The 6,065-nt window shown below is 53.7% G+C and carries 12 protein-coding genes; 4 read left to right on the forward strand and 8 right to left on the reverse strand.

The annotated features are described in order from the left end of the window. Nucleotides 1–88: 88 nt before the first annotated feature. The 4 genes from RC85_RS27185 to RC85_RS28930 form a co-directional block, all read right to left on the reverse strand. On the reverse strand, nucleotides 89–241 hold the full coding sequence (locus RC85_RS27185; RefSeq protein WP_157594047.1) for a ribbon-helix-helix domain-containing protein: 153 nt from the start codon (nucleotides 239–241) through the stop codon (nucleotides 89–91). Nucleotides 242–480: 239 nt separating this feature from the next. Further along, entirely contained in the window at nucleotides 481–825 is a 345-nt protein-coding gene (locus tag RC85_RS24430; RefSeq protein WP_068267362.1) for a type II toxin-antitoxin system PemK/MazF family toxin, read from the reverse strand. Further along, nucleotides 822–1,034, reverse strand: coding sequence for a hypothetical protein (locus tag RC85_RS24435; protein WP_149752994.1), 213 nt, complete (start codon nucleotides 1,032–1,034; stop codon nucleotides 822–824). Before RC85_RS24435 ends, RC85_RS24430 begins: the two co-directional genes overlap by 4 nt. A gap of 174 nt (nucleotides 1,035–1,208) precedes the next feature. Further along, nucleotides 1,209–1,337 (reverse strand): hypothetical protein, encoded by a 129-nt coding sequence (locus RC85_RS28930; protein ID WP_261340493.1) that lies wholly within the window; start codon nucleotides 1,335–1,337, stop codon nucleotides 1,209–1,211. Between the two features lie 648 nt (nucleotides 1,338–1,985). Here RC85_RS28930 and RC85_RS24445 point away from each other — a divergent pair. Both RC85_RS24445 and RC85_RS24450 read left to right on the forward strand, forming a co-directional pair. Then, on the forward strand, nucleotides 1,986–2,228 hold the full coding sequence (locus RC85_RS24445; RefSeq protein WP_068267365.1) for an addiction module protein: 243 nt from the start codon (nucleotides 1,986–1,988) through the stop codon (nucleotides 2,226–2,228). Continuing rightward, nucleotides 2,218–2,505 (forward strand): type II toxin-antitoxin system RelE/ParE family toxin, encoded by a 288-nt coding sequence (locus tag RC85_RS24450; protein ID WP_149752993.1) that lies wholly within the window; start codon nucleotides 2,218–2,220, stop codon nucleotides 2,503–2,505. Before RC85_RS24445 ends, RC85_RS24450 begins: the two co-directional genes overlap by 11 nt. Nucleotides 2,506–2,665: 160 nt before the next feature. Here the strand turns inward: RC85_RS24450 and RC85_RS24455 are convergent, their stop codons facing one another. After that, a complete protein-coding gene (locus RC85_RS24455; protein ID WP_084422996.1) occupies nucleotides 2,666–3,031 on the reverse strand; it encodes a helix-turn-helix domain-containing protein in 366 nt (121 codons plus the stop codon). Between the two features lie 464 nt (nucleotides 3,032–3,495). On the opposite strand from RC85_RS24455, the gene RC85_RS24465 reads away from it, so the two are divergent. Then, nucleotides 3,496–3,984 carry a hypothetical protein gene (locus RC85_RS24465; RefSeq protein ID WP_068267368.1) on the forward strand — a complete coding sequence of 163 codons (489 nt, stop codon included), beginning with the start codon at nucleotides 3,496–3,498 and terminating at the stop codon, nucleotides 3,982–3,984. On the opposite strand, the gene RC85_RS24470 is transcribed toward RC85_RS24465, so the two are convergent. The 3 genes from RC85_RS24470 to RC85_RS27775 are packed head-to-tail and all read right to left on the reverse strand — an operon-like array spanning nucleotide 3,966 to nucleotide 5,165. Continuing rightward, nucleotides 3,966–4,766 carry a DNA-methyltransferase gene (locus RC85_RS24470; RefSeq protein ID WP_068267369.1) on the reverse strand — a complete coding sequence of 267 codons (801 nt, stop codon included), beginning with the start codon at nucleotides 4,764–4,766 and terminating at the stop codon, nucleotides 3,966–3,968. The genes RC85_RS24465 and RC85_RS24470 overlap by 19 nt on opposite strands. Then, complete coding sequence (locus RC85_RS29100; RefSeq protein ID WP_149752992.1) at nucleotides 4,763–4,933, reverse strand: ribbon-helix-helix protein, CopG family; 171 nt, start codon at nucleotides 4,931–4,933, stop codon at nucleotides 4,763–4,765. Before RC85_RS29100 ends, RC85_RS24470 begins: the two co-directional genes overlap by 4 nt. Nucleotides 4,934–4,955: 22 nt before the next feature. After that, nucleotides 4,956–5,165, reverse strand: a complete 210-nt coding sequence (locus tag RC85_RS27775) for a hypothetical protein (protein WP_238383216.1) — start codon at nucleotides 5,163–5,165, stop codon at nucleotides 4,956–4,958. A gap of 283 nt (nucleotides 5,166–5,448) precedes the next feature. On the opposite strand from RC85_RS27775, the gene RC85_RS24480 reads away from it, so the two are divergent. Beyond that, entirely contained in the window at nucleotides 5,449–5,787 is a 339-nt protein-coding gene (locus RC85_RS24480) for a hypothetical protein (RefSeq protein WP_068267371.1), read from the forward strand. The last annotated feature ends 278 nt before the right edge of the window (nucleotides 5,788–6,065 follow it).

Here is a 6,065-nt window from a genome sequence, read left to right on the forward strand (position 1 = left end):
AGCGAGGCGGAGCGTTCCATCGAAGGTCACCAGTACGAAGCGATTCGCCCGACAACTGCAAATCAGCCGTCCAAACACGAACCTTCGCTCAGTCTCCCAGATTACCTATCGTGGCGCAATCGCCCTGCCCTTTCAGTAATCGGATGCCATCGACGACTGCCGCCTCTTCAGACTGGTACTTACCTTGAGCAACAAGGCTCTTCACAAAATCATTCGCTTCAACGGGAAGATTCAAATTCATAGTCTGTCTCCAGTGCTACCGGGGCACACAACATGGTTTTGCCGCTTGGCCGCGGGTTCCACATTGGAAAATGTTCGATTCGATATAGTTCCAATGCTCCGGTCACGTCCACTGGCAGTTCAACCCCGCGGACGCCTGTTTTGGTTGTTCACACCTCACTCCATTGGTAGAATCCTCCGGCTTGCCACGTTTTCCGCTTCGGTCACGAACGGCGTCGGCAAAACCTTCCGTTGTACGACCTAACCGCTTTGTCCTGTCAGCTTTGCGAGTTCGGCGAGTATTGCCACTCGTTCGGTACCGGATGCTTGGCCCATCTGCTCTAGCACTTGGCGGCGGTCGATCGCCACACACTGAAACACCAACGCGACCGAGTCATTACGCAAACCGGAATCGGTTGTTGCTGCCACTAACGTCGTTGCGGCAAATCTCATCGCAGCCTTTGAACTGGTGAGTGGCACAACAAGAATCGTCGGCAGCTTGCCACCATAAACATCGTCTTGAATGATGATTGCAGGACGGCGACCCATTTGTGAACGTCCGCCAGCGCCGGGCAAATCGACCCAATGGATATCTCCAGCACTCATTGTTCCTCACGCTCCCACTCGTCGATCATACCCCAGCTCTGCATGCCGGCCTGCTGCCATGCGGCCAGCTCTTCTCTCAATTCTGGCGTCATTGCCTCCTCTGGAATCACAATGCTAACTTCCATGCCGTCCGGCAATCCATTGCCCGATTGCGGTACGATGACGCCATCCTTGACGATGCCTGTGATGGTTCTGCCGTCTGTCGACATGGAGGTCTCCAATGGGGTTGCCGGTCGCCCAACATGGTTTTGCCGCAAGGCCGGGGGTTCCACATTGGAAGGTCTTCACTGCTATGATAATTCGATTGCTTCGGTTGCGTCCACTGGCAATTCAACCCCGCGGACGCCTCATTTGGTTGGCAACGCTTTCTCGCATTGTTAGAATCAATCGGATTGCCACGTTTTCTCGCTTCGGTTACGAACGGCGTCGGCAAAACCTTCCGTTACGCGATGCTGGCGGTAGTTGCTGGCCGGTGTTGCGATGATGCTGCGGGCATGGAACCACAGAGACACGGAGGGTCACAGAGCAAATGCTCGCGCCGCACAACGACTCTGTGTTTCTCTGTGACTCTGTGGTTCATTCATCACGCTGGATTATCAGTCACCGCTGCATTCGGCGCGATGGATGCATTGGCATGGTGTCAGCGCAACGCCTAACATGGTTTTTACGCTATGCCTTCGGCACACCTTCGCTTGTTTGGCAACGGGCGCTGGCATTGGTACAACTTCTCGTGATTCAAACTCCACCGCTTCGTTTGGGGCGGTGACGTAAATACCTTCCGTTAGGCGACCTACCGAGATCGAGGGTTTGGGCGGCTAGTGGGTTTTATTAGTGTTCGATTAGTGCGGATTAGTGTTCCCAAAAAACCGGGCTGCGCTGAACACTAATCTTCGCTAATCGAACACTAATCGGAAGCTCGATGGTGGCATCGGTGCTAACCGGTCGCCTAACATGGTTTTTACGCTAGTGGCGGCTGTCGTGTTTGGAGAATCGTTCGTGGGTCATGTCAATCGCTTCGATCACGTTCCCTCTGATGCAAACCCGCGATCACCTTGTTTCTTTGGCAACGGGCCTTCGCATTGGTACAATGTTTCGTAACTCAAAGCCACTCGCTTCGTTCAGGGCGGCGTCGGCAAAACCTTCCGTTGGGCGACCTAATCATGCCGGAATATCACGACGTACTTGGCGATGCAACGCGGCTCCCGATCAGCGATCAGCTTCGTCTGATCGACGACTTGGCGTCATCCGTTCCCGACGACCAACCTCCGCACCTTTCCGCTGAGTGGCTGGCTGAAATTCAACGCCGCAGCGACGCGATCGACGATGGTAGCGTCCAGACCGAGAGCTGGTCCGCGATCCGTGAACGCCTGTTTGCAAAACATGGCGTTCGCGATGTCGGCTGAGCTCCATCCAGACGCAATCGCCGAACTTGACCTGTCGGCCGACTGGTACGCCGAACGTAGTCCGACTGCGTCACGGAACTTCTTGGTTGCCGTCGATGTTGCCATTGCCACCATCGTGTCCGATCCAAACCGCTTCGCCTACATCGACGATCGCCACCAATCGTGTGCGGTAAGGAAGTTTCCGTTCCAAGTCGTCTTCCGACAAGCTGCTGGACGAATTCTAGTCATTGCGATTGCCCATGCAAAACGTCGTCCCGGTTATTGGATGAGTCGTTAGCGCACCGGTCGCCTAACATGGTTTTTACGCTAGGCCTTCGGCACACCTTCGTTGGTAGGCAACGTGCGCTCGCATTGGTACAAGTTTTCGTGATTCAAACTCCCCCGCTTCGTTTGGGGCGGTGTCGTAAAAACCTCCCGTTGGGCGGACGCTAGTCTTCCTACGCTGCTGGTTCAGACAGCAACACGACCATTTGACGCCCAACGGCTTCTGCGTAGCGCTCGAGCGTTGTTAGCGTCGGGTTCGCGTCCTCGTTGTTCTCCAATCGGGACAACGCGGCCCGGTCGATCCCCGTTCGCTCTTGCATGTCCGCCAAACTTAAACCTTGGCGCTCGCGTTCCGCTCGCAGTGCTGCCAAAACCTGACGCAATGGCGTACCTTCACGCTTCAACAAAGCGAGACGCTCCTTTGCTCGCCGTCGGATATCCGGCAACTCATCGGCAATTTGCTCGCGCACCTTCGCGTGCCGTGCACGCTCTTCTTCCGTGGTCTTTCGATATATCCGCTTTCCACGTTCATTCGCCATTGCTATTCCTCCACATCGTAGGCCGTTACTGGGTACACCATGACATCGCTAATCTTTTCGTACACCACCAAGATATAGCGTCCATCGGGCGTGAAACCAAAAACCATTGGTAACCCCGAGGATCGGCTTACATCATGATCTACCGGATTGAAAATCACCTCTTCGACATCCTCTGGCGACAGGTCATGCTCGGCAATGTGCTCGACGTTTCCGCCGGGTTCTTCGTCCCAAATGATCTCGGATTATGCCATTCCTTGCTCGCTCACTGGTGTTTACATATATCACAACACAATGCCGCTGGTGTCAATGCCGCGTCCGCTAACATGGTTTTTACGCAGAGGCCTTCGGCACACCTTGGCTCTTTCGCAACGGGCCACGACCTTGGTACAAATTCCGTAGTTCAGACATCGTCCGCTTCGTTTAGGGCGGCGACGTAAAAACCTACCGTTGGCGGACATTCGCGTATGAACTTCATTCACCGGATCGTTGAGTTAATCAGCCGTGCTCAAGAAATTGCCACGCAAAACGGTTACCCAAACCTTCTGCAGCCCGGTCTCGTCAAAGAAATGGTTGTCGCCGACATTCTTGGTCACGGCGTTTCTCGTGACAAGCATCAACCAGACGCCTTCGATCCTGCCGACCCAGCGAGGCAGTTTGAATATCTAAGCTGCTTTGAGGATGGAGCCTTTCAGCTTGACCGAATGTTCAAGGCTCCACCAGATAAGCGACAACAGTCGCTTCGTCGGATTTCTCGTAATGCAATGATTTATTGCGCCGTCTTTGAGCGGGCAAATCCGTTAACCGTGATTGGTATTTGGGAGATTACACCAGACGCAATGTTGATCGAGGCAGAACGCCAACTTGATGCAAGCCAGAACGACATTTCGCATATTGGTTTCGCTCGTCGCTGGGCGCGTGAGAACGGAACTCAGGTTTACAGCAACGATAGTTGACGCTCCGCTTTGGCAGTCGCCTTAATGCGTTGCCTCGCGATTTTCGCATATTCAGGATTCTGCTCACAAGCAACAAATCGCCGATTTAGTCGCGTGCACACGGCTGGCACAGTTCCGCTACCGCAGAATGGGTCGTATACCAGATCACCTTCAGACGAACTGGCTCTTACGAGGCGTTCGATCAATTTCTCGGGCTTTTGCACCGTGTTGAGAAGTTCCCGACTCAATAGTTCTTTTGACTTGTATGTCAACTGCTTAATATCTCCCCAGACATCCCCCGGATTCTTACCCTTTTCGTTGAATGCCGTTTTTCCGTAACGCCCATTTTTCACGGACGGAACATTTTCACAACGGCGTCGATGCTCCAGCTCGACAAGCTGGGCGACTCGGATGTCATCCAAATTGAATTGGTCAACGCGACCTTTTGTAAAATAGCAAATGATGTCGTAATTGTTGGTGTACGACCGCCGTCCTTGAGCCAAGCGACTAGGCTGGTACCAAACAATCTTGGTTGCCAGATCCAAGAATGGGCGGTAGTCAACAAAGTCAACGCAGTCACATTTCCCGAAAAGGTAGAGTGCAGCCCCCGGTTTCATTACCCGGCTAAATCGCTCAATGAGACCGAGGTTGAATTCCTGAATGTTCGCAACTTGATCCCACTCGTGTGTGGTAACTCCATACGGGCCATCACAGATAACGAGATCAACGCTTTCGCTTGGCATACCTTCGGTAAATCTCAGCGCATCACGACAATGGATTTTATTCTCGGGTATCGGGTTCATCGTTTCTGGCTCCGTTCCATTCTTTTCAATTGTTTTTCATCTTCCGTTTCGATGAATTCATCCAACGCGCGCCTAATGACTTCCGAGACAGACAGTCCTTTCTCGTCACTAATCCTCCCCAATGCTTCAATCTGGGGTTCAGTCAGGTAAAGGTTGTATTTCTTCATTAACGCAATATACGCACAACGTCTACCATTTGTCAGCCATGTCCGCCAACATGGTTTTTACGCTAGGCCTTCGTTGGTAGGCAACGTGCGCTCGCATTGGTACAACTTTTCGCGATTCAAACTCCACCGCTTCGTTTGGGGCGGTGTCGTAAAAACTTTCCGTTAGGCGATGCTGGCGGTAGTTGCTGGCCGGTGTTGCGATGATGCTGCGGGCATGGAACCACAGAGACACGGAGGGTCACAGAGCAAATGCTCGCGCCGCACAACGACTCTGTGTTTCCCTGTGCCTCTGTGGTTCATTCATCACGCTGGATTATCAGTCACCGCTGCATTCGGCGCGATGGATGCATTGGCATGGTGTCAGCGCGACGCCTAACATGGTTTTTACGCTAGGCCTTCGGCACACCTTCGCTTGTTTGGCAACGGGCGCTGGCACTGGTACGATTTCTCGGGATTCAAATTCCATCGCTTCGTTCAGGACGGCGTCGGCAAAACCTTCCGTTGGGCGACCTACCATGAACGAGACACTGTCACCTCAGCAGCTCGCAGAACTTTCGTGGGGTGATGCTTGGTTCTTGGGTTTTCGTTGGCTCAACGACGATTCCTCCGATGCCGCACCGTCACTACTGCTCCATTTGGCTCTCCCAAGATTTCCAACTTTGAATCTGCATTGTGAATGGATCAGTCGCTTTGTCGTTGACTTGGACTACGCGAACCTGTCCGGTGGTATGCCTGCATGGGACGTCACGTTCACTAAACGCGAATCGGAGAATTGGGGCATTGAGGTGGATCTCAGGCCGCGCGGTCTCATTTCTCTTGATTGCGGCAACTTTGGACTCGTGCCGGTCGCCTAACATGGTTTGGCCGCAAGGCCGCGGCTTCGTCCTAGGACAATCTTTCGGTGGGTCACATCCAACGCTTCGGTAACGCGTTCTGGTTGGTCACGCCGCGGACGACTTATTGGTTGCTTAGGAACATGCGACTTTTTATAGTCGCCTTTCGCGCGGGACGTCGCATCAGTTACTGCGCGTTAGGCCCTGAGGGCCGGCAGCTCCCTGCCGGGTGCGCGAGCACCCGGATGGCTGCCCCACATTAATTCTCTGGCTCGGTTTCGCGGCTACGCCGCGAAACC

Origin of the sequence: Rubripirellula obstinata, assembly GCF_001642955.1 — a bacterium.
Classification (GTDB): Bacteria; Planctomycetota; Planctomycetia; order Pirellulales; family Pirellulaceae; genus Rubripirellula; species Rubripirellula obstinata.